Origin of the sequence: Arcicella sp. BE140 (assembly GCF_031456255.1) — a bacterium.
GTDB classification, from domain to species: domain Bacteria; phylum Bacteroidota; class Bacteroidia; order Cytophagales; family Spirosomataceae; genus Arcicella; species Arcicella aquatica.
Window position 1 is genome coordinate 208,364 of record NZ_JAVDUE010000008.1, and the last position, 25,312, is coordinate 233,675.

The window sequence follows — 25,312 nt, forward strand, 5'->3', positions numbered from 1 at the left end:
AACTTACTTTTTAAATATCCAGGCATTTTGGTTGATAGATTTAGCAACTTTGATAGCTTCTTCTTCATCATTAAAACTACCTGCAGAAACTTTTATTAACTTTCCGCCATTTGATGGTTTTAAAATAGAAGCATGAGAGAAACCTTTACGTTTCAATGTTTCTAATTGATTCTCTGCATTCTCTTTTTGTCCAAAACTTCCTGTTATTACAAAAAAACGATTTTCATCTTCATTTAGTATCGATTTTTCAATTGATTTAACAGCAGGAATAATTTTCACAAATTTAGAAGAATCTACTTTTGGAACCACTGCTATAGGCGTAGCAGTATCTACAGGTACAGGGTCAGCGTAAGCTTCCATCTCTGCAGGTTGTTTCTGCGAAAATTGAAAAGGATTGAAAGAACTTAAACTGTTTTTCTCATTATCATATAAATAAAGAGCTGAGACAAACAATGAAGCAGCTACCATAGCTACTAAAAACTTTAATACAGGAGTTCTTTTTTTATCCTTAGTAGTCGATACTCTATTAGCCATAACTTTAAGCTCTATCGCTGATGTATCACGATCATTACTAGCAAAAACATGTTGAATAGTTTTCTGAGAAACAGTATTATTAACCAGCGTATCCACTTTAATAATTGGCTGAGTAATATTACTTCTTTTGATAGATATTTTTTCTAATCCGAAACTTTCTCCTAAAAAATTACTTTGTTCTGAAGCATGAAATTGAATTTTACCTTCTTCATTTTGTGTAAACATACCAACCCCATCAATATGAAAGTGTTGCTCGACACGAATACCTCTCTTTGCTTCGTCAACAAACTGTCTAATTTTTTGAGTAGCTTCTTCTCTGCTTATTCCTTCATGCTTGGCAATAAAGTTACTCAACAAACCATCATCATTTTTTAGTAAGCCATTGAAAGCCAACCATTTTTGTGCCGGCTGGATATATTGTTCTAATTTATCAACCTTGGCACAATCAAAATTGGTTACGAATCCTCCAAAATCAGGGATTACCACACAATCTTGTTCAAAGAGTAATTCTCTAATATGATTTTGTACTGTTGTCATAAATTTTAAAAGAATTCAAATAGTTGTTTTTAAGTTCTATGGACGAATTTAGAAAGAATATGACAGACCACCAAGAAAATTTACCCCTTGTGTAGGATAATATAAGTATCGCTGATAACTTTTATTCAAAATATTGTTCACAGAAATGAATAAATCTAAATGTTCAGAAAGTAAATAGGTAGCTTTTAAGTTAAGGTCGATAATCGAATTAAGTTTTACTTCACGATTTGTCACATAGTTTTTCCCTTTTAGTCCAGTGATAAAGTAAAAATCAGATGCTAACAATAGTTTATCTTTAACAGTAAATGTGTTCGTCCAAGTAGCATTGAAAGCAGGACGATGCCAAGCGTTTTCTAGATTACCTAAGCCGCTATATACATTTACATCAAACTTGAAATTAGACCTCCAAACATCAGGAATTTGATAGCTGGCTTGTCCTGAAAAAGTCGTTACTTTTACGATAGTGGTATCATTTGAATACATCACATCAAAACGAGTACTATCTGTTGAATTGCTATTGAATACATAAAAATCTTTATAACGAGCATAGCTAATTTTAGCTTCTACCGAAAGTCCGTTAGGTAACGTGGTTTTTGCTCCTGCAAAATAATCAGCTGTTTTACGTGTATTTCTTAATTGAGTGAATCTTCCTAACCATTGATTTTCGGTTAATAATGATGAAAGATTATTCGCATACACATCTCCTTCATATCCTGCAAATACTTTCACACCTTCAATAGGCTGCACATCAATTTTGACAATTGGAAATAAATAGCTGTTATTAAACGTATTCTTTTCTCTGTCATTGATAATATTCAAACCCGCCGTGATTGAAAATAAATCATTCTTAAATTGAAAGGTTGGCTTTACTTTATACAGGTTACGGTATAAAGTAAGTGAGTCTTGGCGCTGAGCGATAACGATACTTCCTTCAAGTAAGGCTGATAATTGTTCTGTCAGGGGATATACTCCTTTCAAATTCGCATTCCAAACTAATTCATTGGCCTTTAAGTGTGTAAATAAATACGATAAGTTTGAGTTAAGAACATAGTCAACTTTCGCATTTTTGTTATTATTACTTACTGTACCGGTGAAATTAAACTTGTTCCATGAATTGAAAATTTGCGATTCAGGGAAGTTAAAATTGCTTTGGTTATTATAAGCATAATAATCAAAACCTCTTCTTTCCCACCCTAATGCACCCGCTAGTTTTACGGCACTGAACGATGTTCGGCTATGAACCTTTATTAAATTCTGAGATTGACCAGAATAATTTGCACCAATAGGGCCTAGTCTAAAGCTATTGTGTTTGATGTATACGCCATGATAATTATCCTCGCCAGTTGAAAACCCTCCATGCCCTTCTAAAAAGGTATGTCCATAATTACCAATTCCAGCCCTGATTATATTATTATATCTTTCCGCAAATTCGTTTTCTTTCGTACTTCCTTTATCAGGCATTGTCACAGTAGGACTAAATTCTGGCGTCTCTACTGGTAATCTTCTTTCAATAAATTCGTATCGAATAGGCTTTTTGGTATTATCTATTTTAGCGGTAGAAATCTTTTCAAAAATTCTATTCGCTTGAGGCAAATTCACTTTTGCCTCTTTCCAAACCTCAATTTCATCTGTTTTTACTTCTCCTTCTTTCTTCTGGGCTTTCATTTGCAAAGAACAACCAAGCGCAATTAGTAATAAAGGGAGTCGGGTATATATGGTATTAAATGAGCTATTTTGCATTGTAAGAAAGGTTTAAATTACCTAAGTCTATTTTAAATTATGGTGATGATGTGCTTTACTATCGTTTTTCGATAGCTTTTAATTTTACTTTCGCTTCCGCTACAATCGTTTGGTCGGGAAGGTTCTCTATAATAGAGTTTAAAGTAGCACGTGCTTGAACGATATTATCAAGACCTACAAAATCATCTGATAATAATAAATATGCTTTACCAACAATGTTATCGGCAGCATCAGCAAAGTCTGTTCTGAATTTACTGATAATCATTTCAGACGATTCCTTATATTTTCTTTGGGTATAAAGAATTTTAGCAATCAAATACTGCGCTTCTGCACCATAATTATCTTTGGCAATTTGAATCGTTTGATTGAAATATTCTGTTGCCTTTACAAAATCATTTCTGTCCATGTAAATTTTACCTGTATATAACCTTGCTTTGCTTTTTGCACCCAATATTAAATCGGGAGTATTAGCTACTTCATTGGCATAATATAGTGTAGAATCTGGTCTTGACATTTTATAATAAGATTCCATCAACCCTATTAAAGCTGCTTGTTGGTCTTTTTTATCTCCTACGAATCTTAAAATATTTCTGTAATTCGTAATAGCTCTACTGAAATTATTACCGTTAAATTCTAATTCTGCCGCTTTTACATAAGCTTTGTTGACTGATTTGTATTTATTATCAGCTATTACTTGATAATAAAAATTCAACGCTTGGTATTTGTCATTCAATTTATAATAAGATTCAGCAACCAAGTATTTAGCTTCATACGATTCTACACTGGTTGGATTTTTACGAACGTATTCGCTCAAAGCGATGATAGCTTTATCAAATTTATCTGCATAAAATAGGCGTTTAGCAGTTTCATATTCTAAGCCAACTACAGAATTATCAGTAGGGTTAGTTCGTTGATAATCTGCTAAAATTGCCGAAAATTCTTCTGGACGACCCACTTCGTTTAATTCTTCTTGCACGCCCGTCAAAGCATCTTTACTTTGTGAAAGTGTCGGGAAGTTTTTCAAAATACTCTTGTAATCCAAAATAGAAGCCTCATGATTGGCCGTGTTGGCAAAAGCAGCTGCACGTTTTAATAAAGCGTTTGGAATTAATCTACTCTGTGGTTTATTATTAATCAACTGAGTGAATCTAGTAATAGCAGGAATGTATCTTCCAGCGACAAACTCCAAATTGGCTTCTTGATACAAGGCATTGTCAAAATAAAGAGACTGTGGATAATCTGTTTGAACTTTTTGGAAAGCTGCCTTTGCTCCTGCTTCATTACCCTTCAAGGCTAATACTAACCCTTTCTGGAAAGTAGCGTAGTCGCGGTCTGAACGACTGCCTGCAATGGCTTGATCATAATAATAAATCGCTTGATCGTAGTTTTTAGATGCAAAATAAGTATCCCCCAAACGAATCAAGGCATCTTGATAAGATTGTGAATCGCCAGAAGATTTCATTTGGTCGGCATATTCTTTAAAAACTTTATTCGCTTTGTCGTATTCTTTGTTATTGTAATAGCAATAAGCCAATGAATATTTGCTCTTACTTTGAAGTTCAGCTAAACTACTCACAGAAGGGTCAGTAGTAGCAATCAACGACTGGTATAAAGGAATAGCTTCCGAATATCTTTTTTCTGCCGACAATGCCTCTGCTTTCCAAAAATTAGCGGCATATTTCGTTTCTAGGTTCTCGGGCGTTAATAATGATTTTTCAAAATAAGGAAGTGATTCAGCATAACGTTCGTCATTATAGAATTTTACCGCTTGATTGAATGAAATCCTTTGATAAGCGGCATTGGTTCTTGGTGTTCGTTTCTTCAATCCTTCTATATAGGCCAGTGCTGCCTGATAATTATTGGAATATAAATAGGCTTCACTGACTAATTCATTGGCTTCGTCTTCGTATTTAGAATTTGGATATTTTGCTAAAAAGCTTTCAAAGGCTTTGATAGACTCTGCTCCTCTTTGTAAATCAAGCAATACTTTTGCGTAGTTAAAATCAGCATCTTCCGTAACCGTTTTATTGAAGTTGGTCTTTCTAGCTTGGTCGAAGGCTCCCAACGCATAATTAGGATTATTGGCTTTTAAATAACAAATCCCTAAAATATAGGCGGCATATTGACCGAGCGTATCGCCTTTGGCAGCAACATTTTTTAATTGTTCACTCGCTGGTGCAAACTGGTCGGTTTTATAAAGGCTATAACCATAACGATAAGCAATCGTCAATGGCATTCCTTGCGACTTATAGTTCTTGTAAATAGTATAATAATTGGCAGCTTTAGCATACTCTGCTTGTTGAAAATATACTTCTGCACTTAACAACGCTACATCATCAAGTTTTTTTCCAGAATTTTTCTCTTTTAATAAAGGCTCTGTATAAGCCAACATTTCAGTAAATTTTCCTTGTCGATAATAACTATGGGCTAACCAACTTGGAATTTCAGAGAAATAAGAAGTAGAAAGTTCGGCTTGTTTAAAATCAAAAATAGCTTCTTCATACTTTTTAGCCCTGAAATTAATAACGCCTGCATAATATGAAGCCGAAGGTGCGTATTGTCCCTGACCGCCTTTGATGCTATCAAAAATAACAAGCGCTTCATTGTAATTTTGAAGGGTAAAATGCGAAATTCCTAAACGAAATTGTGCTTCTTCATTTGATTTAGGGCTTTTCGATAAATAGTCTATTGCTCTGGTATAATCGCCTTGTTCATAAAAATAATTACCTATTTCGGTAAAAAGTGTTCCTGCAATAGGATGCTCAGGATAATTTCTTACAAATCGATTGGCTAATAATTCAGTATCCGAATAATTTAAATACAAACTACATTTTACTAAATAGTATTCTGCCCACACTTTGTTGGCATCTTCTTTTTCCAAAAAGGTTCTGTCTGCTTCGAGGTATTGGGTTAGTTCTGCTCTACATGCTTCATAATTCTTTGATTCAAAATGTTCTTGTCCATTTCTAAAATGAACAGAAATATCTGAATAACTTAATGTGCTTTGTGCCATAACAGCGGTATTGAAAGCAAAGAATGATAAAAGGAGTGTTGAGATTACTAACGAAGTTAATCTTTTCATTAGAGATGATTTTTAGGGTGTTTATTCTATCAAAAAAAGCAAATATGATTATTTTTAGATAGAAAATAATTTGTTAAACAAGCTATGGATTGTTACTTTTGACATTTGTGAAATTCTTCGAAGCTTGTAAGTTTAGTATAATCAAGTAAAATTATCAAGCTACAAAGGTTTTTTCATCGTAAAGTATTATTTAATTTTAAAACGTTCATAGCAAACATTAAATTATGAAAAAAAAATCAATATTAGCCGTATTCCTACTCATTTGCCAATTCCTGAGTGCGCAGACCCCTATAAGTCAGCCTAAAATTGAGTATGCCCTTTCGATGGAACAACCTTCTTCTCATTATTTTGATGTGAATATGAAAGTGTCTAATCTTGATTTAAAAACTAAAGCTCAAGGTTATATCGATTTTAAAATGGCCGTTTGGACACCAGGTTCTTACTTGATTCGTGAATATGCTAAAAATGTAGAAAGTGTTAAGGCTACTAGCAAAACGAGTCTTTTAAAAGCTGATAAAATCAATAAAAATACTTGGCGCGTACTGATTGATAAAAATACCAGTGAAGTAAGCATTTCTTATAAAGTATATGCCTATGAGTTATCGGTTAGAACATCTTTCTTAGACGATTCTCACGGGTATTTAAATCCTGCAAGTGTATTCTTATACGTTAATGCTTGGAAACAAGTTCCATCAACGCTGATAATTAAACCTTATGAGGGCTGGACGAGCGTTTCAACAGGTTTGAAAAATATTGGTACATTTACTTACCAAGCGGATAATCTTGACATTTTGATTGACTCACCTATTGAAATTGGAACGCAGAAAGTACTTTCGTTTGATGTAAGTGGAGTTCCGCACAAAATTGCTATGTATGGAGAAGCAAAATTTGATGATGCTAAAGTTGCCGCTGATTTCAAGAAAGTTTGCGAAGCTGCTATGTCTGTGGTTGGCGAGCATCCTTGTAAAGACTATACTTTCTTGATTCATAATTTAGCTGCTGGCGGGGGTGGTTTAGAGCACCTTAATTCAACTACTTGCCAAACATCAAGAAACAGCTATTCAGATCCAAAACGTTATCAAGGTTTATTAAATTTGATAGCACATGAATATTTTCATTTATGGAATGTAAAACGTATTCGTCCAAAAGCACTTGGCCCGTTTGACTATGAAAATGAAAACTATACGCATATGCTGTGGTTTTCAGAAGGTTGTACTAGTTTTTATGCTACTTACATTTTGCGTAAGGCTAATTTGAACACGCCAGAGGAATATATGAGTGCCTATGCTTCTGAAATCAATACCATCGAAAACCAGCCGGGTAATAAGGTTCAATCGGTCGCAGAATCAAGTTGGGATGCATGGATAAAATATTATCGCCCGAACGAAAACTCTCGCAACAGTACTATTTCTTATTATGACAAAGGAGCTGTATTGGGTGGTGTTTTGAATCTAGCTATTTTAGAATCTACCAAAGGTGCTAAAAATCTTGATGATGTAATGAAAGCCTTATACAATGAATATTACAAAAAACTAGGCAGAGGTTTTACAGATGAAGAATTTCAAAAAACGGTAGAAGCTGTTGCTGGTAAAAAAATGGATGATTTTTTCCAAAAATATATTTTTGGAACAGAGGCTATCTCTTATAATACTTATTTGTCTGCTGTGGGCATGACGCTGGTTGATAAAAATGCTGAAAAAAATGAGCCATATCTAGGGGCTGAATTTAGAGCAGCTAGTGGTTTGAAAATCACTGGAGTGATAAAAGATTCACCTGCATATATCGACGGATTGAATGTTAATGATGAAGTTTTACAGATTGATGGACAGACTATTTCAAAATCTGAAGAGGTTTTAAAAGCTATCAGTAACAAGAAGATTGGTGATCTTATGGCTATAAAAGTAAGAAGAGATGGCTTGGATAAAACTTATGCGATTAAGATTCAGAGAAACCCTACTAAAAATTTCGTGATCGAAGCACTTCCTACCCAAACAGAGGAACAAAAAGCACTTTATAAAAAATGGTTGTTTTTGTAAACAAAAATATTTAAACTCATTTAATAAAATAGGCTTCTTTTTAAGAAGCCTATTTTATTTCTAAATAATTCTTAATTATGTACTTAATCCTTATGATCTATTTTAAATAATTTAAGACCTTTTATAAACTTATAATCTTTTATATTATAGCTAAATAGCTCTAAATCAGTAATAATTGCTGTTGATGCAATCAACCCATCGGGCATTACTAACCCATGACTTAAATAATATTTTTCAATTAATTCAAAAGCCATTATTGAGATATTATCATTTATTAAAGCAATATGAAAACGTTGAAGTTTTTTATTGATTGTTCTTAAATCTATTTTATTGGTAGCACCAACCATCATTTCCATTTTAGTGACAGCTGATATTACGACATTGTCAATACCAATAACTTCTTCAATAATATTTTTTGTAACTAGATGCCGTTTTTTGTTTTCGTCAAAAAAATCAATCATTACATCAGTATCACAAATTATTTTCTTCGTTTCCATGCTTTCTGGCGTAAATCTTTAGCATCTATATCTTTACCTGTGAAAATTTGAGAAATATCAGAAACATCAATCATCTTATCACCTGATATAAGCGAAACGCCATTTAAAGACGTTTTTTGAGGTTTCGATTTGTCAATCTTTTGTATTGAAAAATCAAAGTATTTCGAGAAATCCTTTAAAGCTTCAAGCGTTTTAGGATTTTTATAGTTAATGATAATCTGTGGCATGACTCATCAGTTTAAAACAACATTATTCAAACTATATAATATTTTGAAGTATATAAAATATACGTACAAAATTAAACTTTCTTGTGTAAACTAAACTGTAACGAACAATAATAATAAGGGCGATAAACTATTTTGTTAAAGTTTATCGCCCTTATTTAAATTTCAATGTTAATAATCTCCCATTAATTCTCCTAAATCTTGATACATCTCTTTAAAACGGGCGATAATTTTTTCGATAAATGCTTCATTGACCATTGCTCGAACTTCATCTTCAGAAACGTCCATCTCTGATATTTTGTAAACTTGTTCTAAATCTGGTGTTTCGAACTTTACAAAAAACTTTGAATTCCATTTATATAATGAAATTTTCAAATCAGGACTAGAACCTTTTAACTCGCCAATAAAATACATATCAGATTAATTTAAATTGTGTGAGACTGACCTATTCTTCTATAATAGTAATTTTCTGGATGACATCTCCTTGACGAATAGCATCTATTACTTCCAAACCTTCTACTACTTTACCGAAACAAGTATGGTTACGGTCTAGGTGAGCAGTATTTTTACGGCTATGACAAATAAAGAACTGTGAACCTCCAGTATTTCTACCACGGTGAGCCATTGATAAAACACCACGGTCGTGATATTGGTTATTTCCTGTCAATTCGCAAGGAATAGTATAGCCAGGGCCACCACCACCTGTTCCAGTTGGGTCTCCACCTTGAATCACAAAATCAGGTAAAACTCTATGAAATGTTACGCCATCGTAAAATCCACTTTTTGATAAATCAACAAAGTTTTTAACATGAATGGGAGCATCTTGTTCATAAAATTCTATCACCATCAAACCTTTGTCGGTTAGCATTTCAGCTTTAATCATTGCAATATTTTTTAAAAGTTTAAATCAAGACAGCGAGCTGCCCTTACAAAATTAGAAACAAAAGTCTTAAAGTCATAGTTCAGCATAAGACTCTTGTCCGATTTCCAAGTTCATTTCAACTATTTCTAGTAATTTTACGAGGGACTTCATCACACAAAACTGAACCTGCAAAGACAATTATTTACATAAAACATTTAAAATCAGTGAAAAACAAAGCATTATTATTGATACTCTCGGGCATTTTACTTTTTTCTTGTGGTGCAGATAAAAAAGAAGAGGCTATCAAATTCTTCAAAAGAGGGAATTATAAATTAAAAGATAAGGAATATCAAGAGGCTATTCATTGGTTTGACGAAGCCATTATTAAAAATCCAGATTTTGCTGATGCTTATAATAACAGGGCCTTGGCCTATCAAAAGCTTGATCAACTCGATGAAGCCTTATCGGATTTAGATAAAGCCATTGATATCGACAAAAAATATTGGGAAGCTTATTACAATCGTTCTGAAGTATTTTTCCAAAAAGGAGATTTTCAGAATAGCTTAGTAGATTTAGAAAAAATTGCAGTGCCTTTTAAAGATTCATCTTTTTATTTTGTGAGCTTAGGGAATGTAAAAGTACAACTTAATAATGGTGCTGGAGCAACGGCCGATTATGAAAAAGCGATTAGGATTAACCCTAATAATGCAGAGGCCTATTCAAACCACGGTTTTATTTATTTTGAAAACAAACAATATGATTTAGCTAAAAAGGATTTTCAAAAAGCGATTTCGATTAATCCTAAACAAGATTTCGCTTTAAACAACTTGGCATTTATCCTGTCGGAAGAACAAAAATTTCAAGAAGCAAAAGTATTCTCAGAACAAGCCATCGCTTTAAAACCGACTGATGCGATTTATTTAAACAACTATGGCTATATTTTACTGCAAATTGGTAAGCTAGACCAAGCCAAAGAAACGCTAGAGCGTTCGTTAAGAATTAATCCGCAAAATGCCTATACGCTCAGAAATTTAGGTTATTACTTTCAAAAAATTGGTAACCAGAACGAAGCTCAAATGAAATTTCAAGAGGCAAAGAAATTGGATAATAGTATTGATATTAAATAATTTAAACATGAGTCATCCCGAATTTTTCCTAAAATTGTGCGTTTTGGAGACAATTTGTGAGGTTTTCTACTTAATTATCGTCTAGTCCTTACTTTTCTTGTCTTGAAACAAGAAAAGTAACAAAAGAAATTCAAGAATTCCTAAACTCGCTACCGCTCAAACAGTAGGAATTCATTGACCATCAATCATAAAAAAGCGGTCGGAAAACTAATTTCGACCGCTTTTTATGATTTTAAAATTCGGGATGACTCATGCTTAGTTTAACTTAAAGCGCAAAGCCTGCTTTAAATTTCTTGAATATCTCAGTATTGTATTTACTATCTGTTTCTATTTCGAAGATTTTTGATTTTCCATTTGGTTGAAGAAAAGCTATTGACAATTGATGAAACTCTTCGACGGTCTTTGCATTAAAATACTCTAAATTCGCTTCAGAGGCTGTTTTTTCAGCGGTATATGATTGAACTGTTTCAAAATAATCATCTAACTCAGCCTGTTTACTTGGGCCGTCAATTATTCTGAAAATTCCACCACCATGATTGTTCATCAAAATAATATTAAGGTTATCAGGCATATAACGATTCCATAGGGCATTTCTATCGTAGAAAAAAGCTAAATCCCCTATTAATAGATACACACGTTTCGTAGTAGTCAGGGCAGCACCAACAGCAGTACTTACACAACCATCAATCCCGCTTGTTCCTCTATTGGCAAATATTTCTATTTTCTTAGTTGGGTCAGTTCCTATATAATTGGCATATCTTACTGACATGGAATTAGCCAAATGTAGTTGACTATTAGCAGGTAAGGCATCTAATAGTTTCTTGATGGCATAAAATTCATTTAACTGATGTTGATGGAAGTTTTCTAAGAAAAAATGCTCAAGATAATTGTTTGCCTTGAAGCTATTTCTTTTCCATGCGTCCAAATAATCACTACTTCTTTCTTCATCATCTCCGTTTTTGAATTGAGAGAAATCTATTTCTTCTAATAGTTTGGAAAAGAAATACAGCGGTTGAACAGGAAGTATTTTGGTCAACGATTGAAAGGTATCAATCAGGTGATTATCTAAACTTAAGTGCCAATGTTCGATAGCCTTATTTTTTCTCAAAAAGGTTTTAAAACTTTTTGAAATAAAGGATTTTCCAAACGTAATTAATAATTCTGGTGCTAAGTTTTCAGCATCTTGTTGCAGAAAAACATCCTGATTAGAAATCACGTTGAATTTTAAATTTGAGATGGAGTCTCCAACTACAGGGAAATTAAATTCGTCTTGTAACTTCTCTAATATATTTGTTAAATCAGGGTCAAATTCATTTTGCCCGCCTGCTATCAATACCTTATCATATTGCTCAATACTTGCTAAAAGATTAGCCCATACCTCGTTTGAGAGAACATTAGATGTTTCAACCCTTTCTATTACTCTCACACTACCATCAGAGACAACTACTTCATTTTCAAGTGGATAAAAAGGCTCTCTGAGGGGAATATTAATATGAACTGGTCCTTTAGGAAAAGTATTGGCGAGATTTACGGCATGATTAACTGTTCGTTCGATATGCCAGATAGCATCTGGATGGCTGTAATCAGCCCCTATTTCAAAGCTTTGCTTTACGTGCTTCCCAAAAATATCTGTTTGATAGATTGTTTGCCCGTCATGTTGATGAATCCACTCTTTGGGTCTATCTGCTGTCAGAATAATCAAAGGAACTTCTTGAAAAAAAGCCTCGGCCACTGCGGGCGCGTAATTATAAGCTGCTGAGCCTGAAGTGCAACAAATAGCTACGGGTTTGCTAAGGTTTTGAGCCATCCCCAACGCAATAAAAGCAGCGGAACGTTCATCAGAAATCGACCATGTTTCAATAACAGGATGACGCACCAAAGCAATTGTTAATGGAGCATTCCGTGAACCGGGTGAAATAATGGCATGATGAACACCTTTTCTTGAAAGAATTTCTACAAGATTTACAATCGGTTGTAAAAGCATAGATACTTACAGATTAGTAAACACTAAATATTGATAAAAAGAAAAAGCGTAACCAATTGAATTTCAATTAATTACGCTTTTAATAAGTAGCGGGAAGCAGGATCGAACTGCCGACCTTAGGGTTATGAATCCTACGCTCTAACCATCTGAGCTATCCCGCTGTCGTATTGTGGTGCAAAATTAGTGCTTTTGCATTCAAATGCAAAGGTATTTTAGAAATACTTTCATTTTTTATTCAAATTATTTTTTTAACTTCATCATTAATTCCTCAAAATGTCATATAAATAATTGAGAATCAACAAGGAACCGTAATACATTTTTTATAGGAGAAAAAGTAAATTTTTTGAAATTAAAAAAAAAGCTTGCGTATTTCTCTAACATTTATACCTTTGCCAAAACAGAGTTTCGGTAGTCAATTACTCGACATCTATCTGGATAAATTGTTTCTTCGAGTAATTTAGTGATTTAATTACCTTTAAATGTTAGGATTATGAGCAAACATAAATTTATTGTAGAATTTGAATTGAGAGCCTCTCCTAAGGTACTTTTTCCTTACATTAGCTCAGCGTCTGGCTTACAACAGTGGTTTGCAGAGAAAGTCACCTTGAAAGACAGTTCCACATTTGATTTTTCTTGGGATGGCGATAGTCATATTGCAAAGCTTTCACAATTGAGGTTAAATAAATCGGCCAAATTTGATTTTTTACCCAGTAGCCCTGAAGACAGAGACCATAATTATATTGAGTTCAAAATGGAAGTAAGTGACTTAACAGGCTCTACTTATTTAAAAATTGTTGATTATTCTGATAATACAGATGAAAGCGAATTAAATGAACTGTGGGAAGATTTAATTTATAAGCTCAAAGAAATTGTTGGCAATTAAGCTTATTTAACAAGCGTATCAACTCAAAAATATTTAATTTTGCGTTTCCTTAACAGAGCGCACTCAACGCTCGTGTTTCTTTAATGAAATACGAGCGTTTTAATTATATTATATGATTAAGAAACTTGATAAACTTATCATTAAGTCCTTTTGGCAACCATTTGTATTAACACTAGCCGTAGTAATTTTCATTTTCTTGATGAGACTTATCCTAGTATACTTCGCTGACCTTTTTGGTAAAGATTTAGGGGTTGAAGTATATTTCGAACTTTTCTTTTATTTCAGCTTAATTACCATTCCGATAGCCTTGCCTTTAGCAATGCTTCTTTCTACATTAATGACTTATGGAAAATTAGGCGAGTTTTTTGAATTAACAGCTATCAAAAGTGCAGGGATTTCAATTACTCGAGCCATGCAACCAATGTTTATTGTCACGGTATTAATTACCCTGTTTGCTTTTTGGTTCAATAATGTTGCCTTGCCTTGGGCAAACCTAAAAGGGTATCGTTTACTATATGATATTAAAACAACGAAAACCACTTTAAATATCAAAGAAGGTATTTTCTATAATGATTTGCCTGGCTACAGCATAAAAGTCTCAAAAAAATACCCAGATAACAAGACTTTAAAGAATATTGTCATATTCGACCATACCAAAAACGATGGGAACAAACACCTAACATTGGCCGATTCTGCATTGATGTACACCATCATGGATAAACAATATTTGATTTTTGAGCTTTTTAATGGTAACGATTATGTAGAAGATGCTGACAAAACAAGCAATACAAATCAGACTGATATGGTTACGCATGCTTTTCGGAAAAGTAAGGTAGTGATGAGCTTAGCGGCTTTTGATATGCACAAAACCGAAGAAGAACAGTTTAAGCATTATCAAATGATGAGAAGTTATGAAGAATTAGCCAAAGATGCTGATTCGCTCAAAAGGGACTTTAATCGAATAAGAGGCAATTTTTATGACAATGCACGGTCGTATTATTTGTTTGAGATGAACAAATTTCCACCATTATTAAACGAAGACCAGAAGAAACTCAAAAAAATGAAGATGAGTTCGATAGACTCTCTCATTAAAAAGCGAGATGTCCATACAGCTAACCCTTATCAAAGTCTTGATTTCGCCATTTCGCAGGTTAACAATGCCCTTAGTTTTGCTGAAAGCAATGTTTCGGTATTAACTTCTAAGGACGAGGACTTAAGGAAAACGAATCTTGAATGGCATCATAAATTCACGAATGCTATTGCAGTGTTTGTCATGTTTTTGATTGGTGCGCCCTTGGGTGGTATTATTAAAAAAGGTGGCTTTGGTTTGCCAGTAGTTATTGCTATCGTATTTTTCATATTGATGTATGTAATGACGCAGCAGGGCGACAAAGCAGCCAAAGAAAGTAGGGTAATCGTACAAATAGGTGCATGGATTTCAAACACAGTATTGTTCCTAATTGGGTTGTATTTTTTAAACAAAGCCAAAAACGATTCTCGCCTATTTGAAAGTGATGCTTATATTGTTTACTTTAATCAACTGAAGGAAAAGCTTAAAAAAGCAAAGTTTTCGAAGAGATTTTTCAATAATTACAGTTAAGATTTGTTAATAGCAAGAAAAAACGTTATTTTTGCACGTTTTCATATTTTATAACAATTTAAACTGGTTGAAGATGTATTTAACTTCAGAAGTAAAGCAGGGGATTTTCGAATCTCGTGGACATGAGAAGTCAAAAATTGATACTGGTTCTGCAGAGTCGCAAATCGCTTTGTTTACTTTCAGAATCTCTCATTTGACAGAACACTTAAAGAAAAACAAAAAGGATCACTCTACTCGTATGGGTCTTTTAAAGTTGGTTGGAAAGCGTAGAAGTTTGTTAGATTACTTAATCAAGACAGACATTACTCGTTACCGTGCTATCATTGCTGAACTCGGCATTAGAAAGTAATTTTCTTTCAAAGCAGGGAGTCTTGAAAAAGATTCCCTGCTTACATTTCCTCTCTTTGGGTACTCGTCAATTTTTTGGTGGTTCGTCAGTAAAGTAGTTTCTCTAAACAATTTTAAGGATAAATTAAACATTGACGAACAGAAGAATTTGCGAATCAACATCCAACAAAAACCTTGTTTGGTACGTTAAACTATTAATCAATCAAGGTAATTAATCAAAAAATATGTCTTTTAACGTAATTACGAAGAAAATAATAATGCCCGATGGTAAAGAAGTTACCATCGAAACAGGTAAACTCGCAAAACAGGCAGATGGGTCTGTGGTCGTGAGAAGCGGAAACATGATGCTTTTGGCAACTGTAGTATCTAGCCAAACAGCGAAAGAAGGTACAGATTTTTTACCCCTATCAGTTGATTATCAAGAAAAATTTGCTTCGGCTGGTAAAATCCCTGGAGGATTTTTACGCAGAGAATCAAGACTTTCAGACTATGAAATTCTGGTAAGTCGTTTAGTAGATAGAGCTTTACGCCCTACTTTCCCATCTGACTACCATGCTGATACACAAGTAATGATTACGATGATTTCTGCAGATGCTGAAGTCACACCAGACGCTTTTGCAGGTTTAGCCGCTGCCGCAGCCCTTGCAGTGTCTGATATTCCATTCAACGGACCAATCTCTGAGGTTCGTATTGCCAAAATCAACGGCGAATTTGTTGTCAACCCTCTTACTTCTCAAATTGCTAATGCTGAACTAGAATTACTAGTTGCTGCAAACGTGAACGATATTTTGATGGTTGAAGGTGAAGGAAATGAAATTTCTGAAACTGACATGCTTGCTGCCTTGAAAATTGCACATGATGCTATCAGAATCCAATGTGCTGCCTTGATTGAATTAACAGCTGAAACAGGTAAAACTGCTAAGCGCGAATACAATCACGAAACACATGACGAAGAATTGAGAAAATTCCTTTGGGATACTTATTTTACGAAGTTTTATGACGCCGTAAAATTAGCTAATCCAAGTAAAAGTGGTCGCAAAGATTCTTTCAAAGCTATTGAAGAGGAATACTTTACATCATTACCAGAAGATACTACTGTTAATAAAACGTTAGCAAAATGGTATTTCCATGATATTGAAAAAGAAGCGGCTCGTCAATTAGTATTAAACGAACGCTATCGTTTGGATGGACGTAAATTAGATGAAATTCGTCAAATTACTTGCGAAGTTGATTATTTACCTTCTCCACACGGTTCGGCTGTATTTACTCGTGGTGAAACACAGTCGCTTACTACTGTAACATTAGGAACTAAACTAGATGAACAAATCGTTGACCAAGCAATGACATCTGGTTACAACCGTTTTATGTTGCACTATAACTTCCCTGGTTTCTCTACAGGTGAAGTAAAACCAAACAGAGGTCCAGGTCGTCGTGAAATTGGTCATGGTAACTTAGCGATGCGTGCTATCAAAAAAGTATTACCTGCTGATGCCGACAATCCTTATACTATCCGTGTAGTTTCTGATATTTTAGAATCAAATGGTTCTTCATCAATGGCTACTGTTTGTGCTGGTACTTTAGCATTAATGGATGCTGGTGTAAAAATCAAAGCTCCTGTTTCTGGTATTGCTATGGGCTTGATTTCTGATCCTAAAACTGGTAAATATGCAGTTCTTTCTGATATTTTAGGTGATGAAGATCACTTAGGAGATATGGACTTCAAAGTAACAGGTACAGAAAATGGTATCACTGCTTGTCAGATGGATATCAAAGTAGATGGCCTTTCTTATGAAGTATTAGCGGAAGCTTTGGATCAAGCAAAACGTGGACGTTTACACATTTTGGGTAAAATGAAGGAAGCTATCCAAGCAACTAGACCTGAAATGAAGCCTCATACGCCAAGAGCGATGGTTATCAAAATTTTGAAAGACCAAATTGGAGCAGTAATCGGACCAGGTGGTAAAATTGTTCAAGATATTCAAAAACAATCTGGCGCAACGGTAACGATTGAAGAAAAACCAGATGGTGGTTATGTTTCTATATTCTCTTCAAACAAAGAGTCGATGGACAAAGCCGTTTCTATGGTTAAAGGAATTGTGATGATTCCTGAAGAAGGCGAAGTTTACGATGGTATTGTAAAGTCAATTATGCCATTTGGTGCATTTGTTGAGTTTTTACCTGGCAAAGATGGTTTATTACATATCTCTGAAATCAAATGGGAACGTTTAGAAACAGTGGAAGGTGTACTACAAATCGGAGAACAAGTAAAAGTAAAATTGATTGAAGTAGATAAGAAAACTGGCAAGTTCCGCTTATCACGTAAAGCTCTTTTACCAAAACCAGAAAAGAATTAGAACAAATCCGCATTTTATTACGTTCTTTTGATAACGAACTAAAAAATATATCTTACCAAACGATTATATTCTGAACATTTTGTCTTTATATAATTGTTTGGTTTTTAACATTTGGATTTGTTAACCATTTAAAAATATAACAAGGATAATATGAGACAGCTAAAAATTAGTAAGCAAATTACTAACAGAGAGAGTCAGTCACTTGATAAATATTTACAAGAGATTGGCAAGGTGGATTTATTGACACCAGAGGAGGAGGTTATTTTAGCTCAGAAAATTCGTGACGGGGATCAACTTTCATTAGAAAGACTAACGAAGGCAAACCTTCGTTTTGTGGTATCCGTAGCAAAACAATATCAAAATCAAGGGCTTAGCTTAGGTGACTTAATTAACGAAGGAAACCTAGGTTTGATTAAGGCTGCTCAACGTTTTGATGAAACTCGTGGTTTTAAATTTATCTCTTATGCTGTTTGGTGGATTCGTCAGTCAATTTTGCAAGCTTTAGCTGAGCAATCTCGTATTGTACGTTTACCGCTTAACCGTGTTGGTTCTCTTAATAAAATTTCTAAAACTTTTTCTGAATTAGAACAGAAGTTTGAGCGCGAGCCTACTCCTGAAGAATTAGCAGAAGTATTAGAAATCTCAACAGGTGAAGTTGTTGATACTTTAAAAATTTCGGGTCGTCACGTTTCGATGGATGCACCATTCGTACAAGGTGAAGAAAATTCACTGTTGGATGTTTTGGAAAATGACGGTGAAGATAAACCAGATTCAGGATTAATTAATGATTCGCTTCGTCGCGAAGTTCAAAGAGCTTTGTCTACTTTAACACAACGTGAGGCAGATGTAGTTACTTTGTATTTCGGCTTGAATGGCGAACACGCTATGACGTTAGAAGAAATCGGAGAGAAATTCAATTTAACACGTGAACGTGTTAGACAAATCAAAGAAAAAGCTATTCGTAGATTAAGACATACTTCTAGAAGTAAAGCGTTGAAAACTTATCTTGGGTAGACTTTTGGATTTAAGACTGGAGGACTTAATGACTTTAAGATTTTATTCTTTGAGTCATTAAGTCCTTCAATCTTTTATAGTCTTTAAATCCTGTACTCTTTTAAATCCTCCAGTCTTTTCTAATCCTTAAGTCCTTTAGTCTTAAAGTCCTCTAGTCTTTTCTATACCGCACCACTTCAACACCAAATTTCTTTAAAAACTCCACTCCTTCATCTTTAGGGATTCCTTTATATTCGGCATAAGAATTTAGGTAAATTACTCTAGCGACCTTCATGGTAAAAATTATTCTTGCACAGGCAATGCATGGAGACAAGGTTACATAAATTGTTGAACCTTCAATGCTTGAGCCATTTTTTACTGCATACAAAATAGCATTTTGTTCCGCATGCAAGGCTAATGAACAACTTCCTTTTGAATCTCGCTCACAACCGTCTATCGGAAATTCTATATCACAGTTATGTGTTCCAGCAGGAGGGCCATTATAGCCTATCGAAATAATACGAGTATCTTTAGTGAGCACCGCTCCTACTTGTGCTTTTACACAATGAGAACGTTTGGCTAAGTTAACTGCCAAATCCATAAAAATATCATCAAAAGCAGGTTTCTGCATAAGTTTTAGAAGTTTATGAGTGGTAAGGTATTAAGTTTATGAGTGTAAAGTAAATGAGTCTAAAGTACAAAATTTCATAAAAGCGAAATTCACTAGTATGAACGCTAATACTTTAAACTCATTTACTTACAACTCATAAACTCTTAATGATGTACTCCGCCATCTCCATGTACATGCCCATGGTCTAGTTCCGACTGAGTAGCTTCTCTTACTGCAACGATAGTTCCTTTAAAAAACATTTCTTTATCAACCAAAGGGTGATTAAAATCCATTCTTACTAAAGTATCTTCAACAGCAATAATTTTTCCATTCAAACGATTACCAGCATCATCAGTCATTGGTAAAAAATTACCAACCTCTAACATTTCTTCTACATATTCGCCATCAACTTTGAAAATCTCTTTTGGTAACTCTACAACGGCCGAAGGGTCGTATTCACCATACCCGTCTTCAGCAGGAATTGAAAACTCAAAACTATCACCCGCAGAAAGTCCCTGAATTTTTTCTTCAAAAGCTTCAGGTAAACCGCTTAAACCTTGAATAAAAACCATTGGGTCTTCTTGCTCTACAGTCTCTATTAAATCTTTTACGCCATCAGCATCTGTAACTGTTAGCTCGTATGTTAAGGTAACAACCTTTTCATTTGAAATTTGCATTGTACTAAGTTTTTTGATAGTGTTTTCGTTGAGGGACCCGTATTTGCCACAAACGTAAGGGTTTTTCCTTAACTTTATGGTCTCAGAACAATAAAAAAAACATAAAAGTTGAATTTTTTAGCACATACTTTTCTATCTGGCGATGATGATGATATAAAAATCGGGAATCTCATGGGCGATTTTATCAAAGGAAACCTTGATAATGAGCAGAATTCATTCATCAATGAAGGGATTAAAAATGGCATTATTTTGCATAGAGCAATAGATTCGTTTACCGATGCACACCCTATTGTTAGAAAAAGTATTCAGAGACTTCAGCCTAAATATCATAAATGTGCTGGTATCGTGGTAGATGTATTTTACGACCACCTTTTAGCGAAAACATTTCAACATTATTCGCCTTTATCCTTACTAGAGTATAGCAAAGCATTTTATGCGTTGATTACTACTCGAAAAAAAGATATGCCTGCCAAAATGGACAGAATGATTAATTCAATGGTAACGACAGACTGGTTCAGTGGATATGCTACTTATGAGGGTATTGAATGGTCGTTGAAAGGGATTTCCAGAAGGCTACACTTTGAATCAGGTATTGAAAATGCTACTGAAGATTTAAAAAGAGATTATGATTTATATTTAGAAGAATTTCAAGTTTTCTTCCCCGAACTCATCGTATATTGTCAAAATATTTTAGCAAAACAAAAGAATGCCAAAATCTAGTACTGAAGTATTAAAAGAATTAAAGAAAAAGACCTACGCACCGTTGTATTTATTGCATGGTGATGAGCCCTATTATATAGATAAAGTTGCTGATTATTTAGAAGAACATGCTTTAGGAAATGGTGATAAAAGTTTTAACCAATTTGTATTATTTGGAAAAGACTTGAATGTACCTTCATTGCTGTCTTATGCCAAGCGTTTTCCCATGATGTCTGACAAACAATTGATTCTAGTGAAGGAAGCACAGGGCATTCAAGGATTAGAACAAAAGGACATGCAAGTAGCCTTGGAAGCTTATGCCCAAAAACCCCTTGACTCTACTATCCTTATTTTGATGTTTAAAGATTCAGTAGATGAAAGGAAAGCATGGATAAAGGCCTTTGATAAAAATGGCGTGGTGATGCCTTCTAAAAAGCTGTATGATAATAAAATTCCTGACTGGATATTAGAGTATTGTCATGAGCAAGGTTTGAAAATCAGCAGAAAAGCCATCGAGATGTTAATTGAAAACGTTGGCAATGATTTAAAACGTTTGGCATCCGAAATCAACAAAATTGTGCTGAACCTTCGTGTAGATGAAGAAATCAATGCGCATGTCGTTGAGAAATTTGTAGGCATTAGCAAAGAATATAATTATTTTGAATTTCAAAAAGCGTTAATTACTCGTGATGTACTAAAAGCCAACCAAATTGTCAACTTTTTTGCTGCCAATCCTAAAGACAATCCGCTAGCTCCTATTGTCATGATGCTTTTTAATTTCTTTTCAAAAGTATTGCTTACCCACGTTACACCTGATAAGTCTGAAAAAGGTTTAGCAAGCGTATTAGGCGTAAATCCATTTTTCACAAAAGATTATTCTTTGGCGATTAGAAATTATAATCTGTCAAAGGTTGTCTATATTATTAGTGAGATTAAGAAATTGGATTTAAAATCAAAAGGAATTGACAGTGGCTCAATGACCGACGGAGAAGCATTGCGAGAAATAACGTTTAAGATTTTACATTAAAATTGAGAATACAAGTATTCTCAATCAGCTCAAAAGTAAGCTGTTTTTTCAAGTTAAAGACGTATTAGCCTATCAAACGTCTAAAAAAATAAGATTCAATTTTCTTTTTCATTAAATTCGTTCAAATTATTCATTCACTCAAACTATCAATCATGACTAAAAGATTCCTATCTCCCTGTTTGATGCTGATTGCTTGTAGCATACAAGCTTTGGCACAGCAAGCAGGTCAGTACAATGGCAATAATCGTTTCGAGCAACTCGGGAATATACTGCCAACTCCCAATTCATACAGAGCGGCCTCTGGTGCTCCGGGTAAAAGTTATTGGCAAAACCGTGCGGATTATGACATCAAAGCCGAATTGAATGACCAAAATCAATCAATGACTGCCTCTGAAGTAATTACCTATAAAAACTTTTCTCCAGACGAGCTTGGTTATTTGTGGGTTCAATTGGATCAAAACAATTTCAAAAAAGGTGGTATTGCCCAACTTTCGCAAACATCAACCTTGACTGATAAGGGTACTTCTTTTGCAAGATTAAATAGTGTTGCTGGAGTAGCTCCGAGAGAATATGGTTATAAAATTACCGCGGTAAAAGACAAAGCGGGTAATGCTTTAAAATATACCATCAATGAAACAATGATGAGAATCGACTTACCAGTACCATTAAAGTCTGGTGGAGCTGTCTCTTTCTCTATCGATTGGAATTTCAACATTACAGATGCCATCGCTACTCGTGCAAGAAGTGGTTATGAATATTTCCCAAAAGATGGAAATTATTTATACGAATTGGCTCAATGGTTTCCAAGAATGTGCGTTTATGATGATATAAACGGTTGGCAACATAAGCAATTCTTAGGACAAGGCGAATTTACTGTTCCTTTTGGAGATTATAAAGTAAGTATCACCGCTCCTAACGATTTCGTTATTTTGGGAACAGGTGAATTACAAAATGCTGCACAAGTAATTAGTGCTACTCAAGCCAAAAGATTAGAACAAGCAAAAACTGCTACTCGTCCTGTTTTGATTGTCACACAAGATGAGGCTGTTGCTGCTGAAAAAGGTAAGCCTACAGGAAATAAAACTTGGGTTTTCGCTGCACAAAATGTAAGAGATTTTGCTTTTGCAGGTTCAAGAAAATTCATTTGGGATGCTATGCAGGTAAACATTCAAGGAAAGAAAGTTTGGGCAATGTCGGCTTATCCTAAAGAAGCTAATCCACTTTGGGGACAGTATTCAACGATGTTGGTTGCTCATACGCTTCGTTCTTATTCAAAAAGAACAATAGCTTATCCTTATCCAGTAGCTCAGTCAGTACATGGCCCAGTAGGCGGTATGGAATATCCGATGATTTCTTTCAACGGTGCCAGACCAGAAGCTGACGGGACTTATTCACAAGGAACAAAAGATTTCTTAATTGGCGTAGTAATTCATGAAGTAGGTCATAACTTCTTCCCGATGATTGTAAACTCTGATGAAAGACAATGGTCATGGATGGATGAAGGCTTGAATACTTTCTGTGAACAATTGGCTGAAAAAGAATGGGATAGAAATTTTGATGCATCTGGTGAGCCTCAGGACATTGTAGGTTATATGCGTACCGACAAAAGTCAACAAGTGCCAATTATGTCGAGTTCTGATAATATCATGGGCTTCGGGCCAAACGCTTATACCAAGCCCGCAACGGCATTAAACATCTTGCGTGAGACCGTAATGGGCAGAGAGTTATTTGATGCTGCTTTCAAAGAATATGCACGTCGTTGGGCATTTAAACACCCTACGCCTCAAGATTTCTTCCGTACGATGGAAGATGCTTCGGGTGTGGACTTAGATTGGTTCTGGAAAGGTTGGTTCTATGGTGTTGAGCCAGTAGATTTATCGCTTGAGAATGTAGAATGGTTTGGGATAGATAATGTTTCGCCAGAAAAGAAAGCAGAAAAAGCTAAAGCTGACGACCAAGCTAAACGCCAGACAATGAGCAATATCCGTAACAAAACAGATATTCCTAAAACAGTTGTAGAAGAAAATCCAGACATGAGAGATTTCTACAATAGTTATGACAAATACACGACAACTGAAGCTGAGAAAAAGAGATTTGAACAAGCTACAGCAGGCTTGAGCGATGAAGAAAAAGGCTTGGTACAGGGTAATAAAAACTTTTACGTATTAAATGTTAAAAACGTTGGAGGTTTGCCAATGCCAGTAATCGTAAAAGCAAATTATGAAGATGGTACTAGCGAAGTATTCAGATACCCAGCCGAAATTTGGCGTTTGAATGATAAGGAAATTAAAAAAGTGATTCCTACTGATAAAAAAGTAACAAAATGGACGCTTGATCCTTTCTTTGAAATTGCTGATATCGATACAAAAAGCAATGTTTTTCCAAGAGAACCAGAAGAACCAACTCGTTTTCAAGTATTTAAACAAAGCCGTCAAGCTCAATCAAATCCTATGCAATTGCAAAAACAAGCACAAAGTGGAGCTATTCAAGGGGCTAAAAACTAATAAAATATAGCTTTCAAATGCTTCATATAAAAAATCCCGAGTTGTTAACAACTCGGGATTTTTTATTAAGTAAGTAGCATAGCTCATCACTCAAAGCTCACAACTATACTTTTTCAGTTTTTGTATTAAAAAAGTAAGAAACACCTAATATAGCTAATAGTACCAATGCAGGCATAAACGGTGTACTAGTTGCAATGTGCGACCAGATAGCACCAATAAAAGTAAAGGCAAAGCCTGCATAAGCCCATTCTCTTAGCTTCGGAAACCAAGGATTCAGCAAACTGATAGCGCCCAACAATTTGGCAGTTCCTAACATTGGGATAAAGTATTCTGGATATCCCAACAATTTAAAATTTGCAAGCAATTCAGGATTTTTACTTAAATACATAAAACTGCTCATAAGCATGGCCGCTGAAATTAAACCTGTGCTTATCCAATAAATTATTTTTTCTTTTTTCATCTATTTAATATTTTGTTTTGACAAAATTCAAATATTTTTTTGCGTTATTTACTATTAGTTTCCTGAAGGAAAGTAGTTTCTTTGAAGAAACTAACATTCATTATGAAATCATAAGCCATAACTTTGTATTATGAAACTGAAGAGCCAAGAAGAAATAAAAGAAGCTATCGAAAAAAGCTGTGCTCAAGACCATACACAGGGTATTTTAGCTGCCCGTGATGTAATGGAATTGCTAGCAGGTAAATGGAAAATTCAAATTATTGCTACACTTAGTTTTGATGGCAAAAAAAGATTTATGGATTTATTAAGGCATGTGGATGGTATTGGGTCTAAAATGCTATCCAAGGAACTTCAAAATCTGGAAAGTCATCAGTTAATTACCCGAACAGTTTGTAACACAAAACCTATCACAGTGATGTATGAAATAACTGAATACGGACAAAGCCTTAATGGCTTAATTATTGAAATGATAAATTGGGGAATTGACCATCGTAAAAAAATAATGTCCTAGCAATCGGTGTTTGGTCAATACAG

Annotated in this window: 22 protein-coding genes and 1 tRNA gene; 11 read left to right on the plus strand and 12 right to left on the minus strand. The window is 34.6% G+C overall.

Translation table 11 applies throughout. From position 1 onward, the window contains the following. Nucleotides 1-3: 3 nt before the first annotated feature. From J2Y60_RS13295 to J2Y60_RS13305, 3 genes are read right to left on the minus strand one after another with little or no spacing between them, the layout of a single operon-like run. Nucleotides 4-1,071 carry an SPOR domain-containing protein gene (locus tag J2Y60_RS13295; RefSeq protein ID WP_309916434.1) on the minus strand — a complete coding sequence of 356 codons (1,068 nt, stop codon included), beginning with the start codon at nt 1,069-1,071 and terminating at the stop codon, nt 4-6. A 48-nt stretch (nt 1,072-1,119) separates the two neighbouring features. Further along, nucleotides 1,120-2,811 carry a hypothetical protein gene (locus J2Y60_RS13300; protein WP_309916437.1) on the minus strand — a complete coding sequence of 564 codons (1,692 nt, stop codon included), beginning with the start codon at nt 2,809-2,811 and terminating at the stop codon, nt 1,120-1,122. A gap of 58 nt (nt 2,812-2,869) precedes the next feature. Beyond that, nucleotides 2,870-5,893, minus strand: coding sequence for a tetratricopeptide repeat protein (locus tag J2Y60_RS13305; RefSeq protein ID WP_309916441.1), 3,024 nt, complete (start codon nt 5,891-5,893; stop codon nt 2,870-2,872). Nucleotides 5,894-6,117: 224 nt separating this feature from the next. On the opposite strand from J2Y60_RS13305, the gene J2Y60_RS13310 reads away from it, so the two are divergent. Beyond that, a complete protein-coding gene (locus J2Y60_RS13310) occupies nt 6,118-7,929 on the plus strand; it encodes a PDZ domain-containing protein (protein WP_309916444.1) in 1,812 nt (603 codons plus the stop codon). Between the two features lie 83 nt (nt 7,930-8,012). Here J2Y60_RS13310 and J2Y60_RS13315 read toward each other — a convergent pair whose 3' ends face one another. The 4 genes from J2Y60_RS13315 to J2Y60_RS13330 form a co-directional block, all read right to left on the minus strand. After that, on the minus strand, nt 8,013-8,426 hold the full coding sequence (locus J2Y60_RS13315) for a type II toxin-antitoxin system VapC family toxin (RefSeq protein ID WP_309916447.1): 414 nt from the start codon (nt 8,424-8,426) through the stop codon (nt 8,013-8,015). Beyond that, a complete protein-coding gene (locus J2Y60_RS13320; protein ID WP_309916449.1) occupies nt 8,408-8,653 on the minus strand; it encodes a hypothetical protein in 246 nt (81 codons plus the stop codon). The genes J2Y60_RS13315 and J2Y60_RS13320 overlap by 19 nt, the downstream gene beginning before the upstream one ends. Before the next feature lie 168 nt (nt 8,654-8,821). Continuing rightward, complete coding sequence (locus J2Y60_RS13325; RefSeq protein ID WP_309916451.1) at nt 8,822-9,064, minus strand: hypothetical protein; 243 nt, start codon at nt 9,062-9,064, stop codon at nt 8,822-8,824. A gap of 31 nt (nt 9,065-9,095) precedes the next feature. Continuing rightward, nucleotides 9,096-9,533, minus strand: a complete 438-nt coding sequence (locus J2Y60_RS13330; RefSeq protein WP_309916454.1) for a peptidylprolyl isomerase — start codon at nt 9,531-9,533, stop codon at nt 9,096-9,098. A 203-nt stretch (nt 9,534-9,736) separates the two neighbouring features. Here J2Y60_RS13330 and J2Y60_RS13335 point away from each other — a divergent pair, with 203 nt between their 5' ends. After that, complete coding sequence (locus tag J2Y60_RS13335) at nt 9,737-10,639, plus strand: tetratricopeptide repeat protein (RefSeq protein WP_309916457.1); 903 nt, start codon at nt 9,737-9,739, stop codon at nt 10,637-10,639. 265 nt (nt 10,640-10,904) lie between these two features. On the opposite strand, the gene menD is transcribed toward J2Y60_RS13335, so the two are convergent. Both menD and J2Y60_RS13345 read right to left on the minus strand, forming a co-directional pair. Further along, nucleotides 10,905-12,623: a 2-succinyl-5-enolpyruvyl-6-hydroxy-3-cyclohexene-1-carboxylic-acid synthase gene (menD, locus tag J2Y60_RS13340; RefSeq protein WP_309916459.1), complete on the minus strand. Its 1,719-nt coding sequence runs from the start codon at nt 12,621-12,623 to the stop codon at nt 10,905-10,907. A gap of 87 nt (nt 12,624-12,710) precedes the next feature. Then, nucleotides 12,711-12,784: transfer RNA gene (locus J2Y60_RS13345), tRNA-Met, on the minus strand. Between the two features lie 329 nt (nt 12,785-13,113). On the opposite strand from J2Y60_RS13345, the gene J2Y60_RS13350 reads away from it, so the two are divergent. The 5 genes from J2Y60_RS13350 to J2Y60_RS13370 all read left to right on the plus strand — a co-directional run bounded on the left by J2Y60_RS13350 (nt 13,114) and on the right by J2Y60_RS13370 (nt 18,822). Further along, on the plus strand, nt 13,114-13,506 hold the full coding sequence (locus J2Y60_RS13350; RefSeq protein WP_309916462.1) for an START-like domain-containing protein: 393 nt from the start codon (nt 13,114-13,116) through the stop codon (nt 13,504-13,506). A 112-nt stretch (nt 13,507-13,618) separates the two neighbouring features. Beyond that, nucleotides 13,619-15,106 carry an LptF/LptG family permease gene (locus J2Y60_RS13355; protein WP_309916465.1) on the plus strand — a complete coding sequence of 496 codons (1,488 nt, stop codon included), beginning with the start codon at nt 13,619-13,621 and terminating at the stop codon, nt 15,104-15,106. Between the two features lie 73 nt (nt 15,107-15,179). Then, a complete protein-coding gene (gene rpsO / locus J2Y60_RS13360; protein ID WP_184135770.1) occupies nt 15,180-15,455 on the plus strand; it encodes a 30S ribosomal protein S15 in 276 nt (91 codons plus the stop codon). A gap of 223 nt (nt 15,456-15,678) precedes the next feature. Then, nucleotides 15,679-17,808, plus strand: coding sequence for a polyribonucleotide nucleotidyltransferase (pnp, locus tag J2Y60_RS13365; RefSeq protein WP_309916468.1), 2,130 nt, complete (start codon nt 15,679-15,681; stop codon nt 17,806-17,808). 150 nt (nt 17,809-17,958) lie between these two features. Continuing rightward, nucleotides 17,959-18,822 carry an RNA polymerase sigma factor RpoD/SigA gene (locus J2Y60_RS13370; protein ID WP_109744482.1) on the plus strand — a complete coding sequence of 288 codons (864 nt, stop codon included), beginning with the start codon at nt 17,959-17,961 and terminating at the stop codon, nt 18,820-18,822. A 151-nt stretch (nt 18,823-18,973) separates the two neighbouring features. Here the strand turns inward: J2Y60_RS13370 and J2Y60_RS13375 are convergent, their stop codons facing one another. After that, nucleotides 18,974-19,432 carry a dCMP deaminase family protein gene (locus J2Y60_RS13375; protein ID WP_309916470.1) on the minus strand — a complete coding sequence of 153 codons (459 nt, stop codon included), beginning with the start codon at nt 19,430-19,432 and terminating at the stop codon, nt 18,974-18,976. 143 nt (nt 19,433-19,575) lie between these two features. Continuing rightward, nucleotides 19,576-20,088 carry an FKBP-type peptidyl-prolyl cis-trans isomerase gene (locus tag J2Y60_RS13380; RefSeq protein WP_309916473.1) on the minus strand — a complete coding sequence of 171 codons (513 nt, stop codon included), beginning with the start codon at nt 20,086-20,088 and terminating at the stop codon, nt 19,576-19,578. 108 nt (nt 20,089-20,196) lie between these two features. Here J2Y60_RS13380 and J2Y60_RS13385 point away from each other — a divergent pair, with 108 nt between their 5' ends. The 3 genes from J2Y60_RS13385 to J2Y60_RS13395 all read left to right on the plus strand — a co-directional run bounded on the left by J2Y60_RS13385 (nt 20,197) and on the right by J2Y60_RS13395 (nt 24,318). After that, complete coding sequence (locus tag J2Y60_RS13385; protein WP_309916475.1) at nt 20,197-20,808, plus strand: ACP phosphodiesterase; 612 nt, start codon at nt 20,197-20,199, stop codon at nt 20,806-20,808. Beyond that, complete coding sequence (gene holA / locus J2Y60_RS13390; RefSeq protein ID WP_309916478.1) at nt 20,795-21,814, plus strand: DNA polymerase III subunit delta; 1,020 nt, start codon at nt 20,795-20,797, stop codon at nt 21,812-21,814. The genes J2Y60_RS13385 and holA overlap by 14 nt, the downstream gene beginning before the upstream one ends. Nucleotides 21,815-21,966: 152 nt before the next feature. After that, the gene (locus J2Y60_RS13395) at nt 21,967-24,318 is read left to right on the plus strand and encodes a M1 family metallopeptidase (RefSeq protein ID WP_409014230.1); all 2,352 of its coding nucleotides are present in this window, start codon (nt 21,967-21,969) and stop codon (nt 24,316-24,318) included. Nucleotides 24,319-24,421: 103 nt separating this feature from the next. Here J2Y60_RS13395 and J2Y60_RS13400 read toward each other — a convergent pair whose 3' ends face one another. Continuing rightward, nucleotides 24,422-24,778, minus strand: coding sequence for a DoxX family protein (locus J2Y60_RS13400; protein ID WP_309916482.1), 357 nt, complete (start codon nt 24,776-24,778; stop codon nt 24,422-24,424). A gap of 130 nt (nt 24,779-24,908) precedes the next feature. On the opposite strand from J2Y60_RS13400, the gene J2Y60_RS13405 reads away from it, so the two are divergent. Then, nucleotides 24,909-25,289 (plus strand): helix-turn-helix domain-containing protein, encoded by a 381-nt coding sequence (locus tag J2Y60_RS13405; RefSeq protein WP_309916486.1) that lies wholly within the window; start codon nt 24,909-24,911, stop codon nt 25,287-25,289. Nucleotides 25,290-25,312 lie beyond the last annotated feature (23 nt).